This is a genomic window from Streptomyces mutomycini (assembly GCF_001700505.1).
GTDB lineage: Bacteria > Actinomycetota > Actinomycetes > Streptomycetales > Streptomycetaceae > Streptomyces > Streptomyces mutomycini.
On sequence record NZ_MAPV01000398.1, the window covers coordinates 1 to 542 of the forward strand.

Annotated in this window: 1 protein-coding gene and 1 pseudogene; both read right to left on the bottom strand. The window is 70.7% G+C overall.

What is annotated here, in order from left to right:
- A pseudogene (locus tag BFF76_RS30710) lies at nucleotides 1-191 on the bottom strand (hypothetical protein); the annotation flags it as partial.
- A gap of 2 nt (nucleotides 192-193) precedes the next feature.
- Nucleotides 194-542: hypothetical protein (locus BFF76_RS33250; RefSeq protein ID WP_167359553.1), on the bottom strand; the 349-nt coding region annotated here is incomplete at its 5' end.

The window sequence follows — 542 nt, forward strand, 5'->3', positions numbered from 1 at the left end:
CCGGCGGCCGTGTCGGCCAGGTTGTCGACCGACCTCGCGCACCCCTCGATGTAGTTGTAGGCGCCTCGTACGGCCTCGCTGAGCGCGAGCATGGCGACCGACGCAGCGGCCAGACGCACCGCGATGATCGTGAACGTGACGCCGTCCGTGAGGGTGTCGGCGACCTTGGAGCCGACGCGTGCGAGATCCATGGCTACTCCTGGTGGTAAGAGGCGTCGGCGGGTGCGGTGTGTCCCATGTCGCGGGTCACGTCGGCGGGGTGCTTGTCGTAGTCGGCCGCCACCTGCCCGGCGTGGGCGATGGCCTCGGAGGCCCGGGGCAGACCCGCCGCGAGCTCTTCGGCCTTGGTCTCCACGACCCCGGCCCGCTCGATCAGGCGGGCGCACCAGCCGATGAGAACGCCGGGGACGAACTTGGCGGACAGTTCGGCGTGCAGGGATTCCAGCGAGCTCACCAGCCGCTCGCAGCGGTCGGCGACGAGCTTGGCGTGCTCGGCGCCGGCCAGGATCTCCTCGGCCATGTCCTCGTCGGACTCGATGACG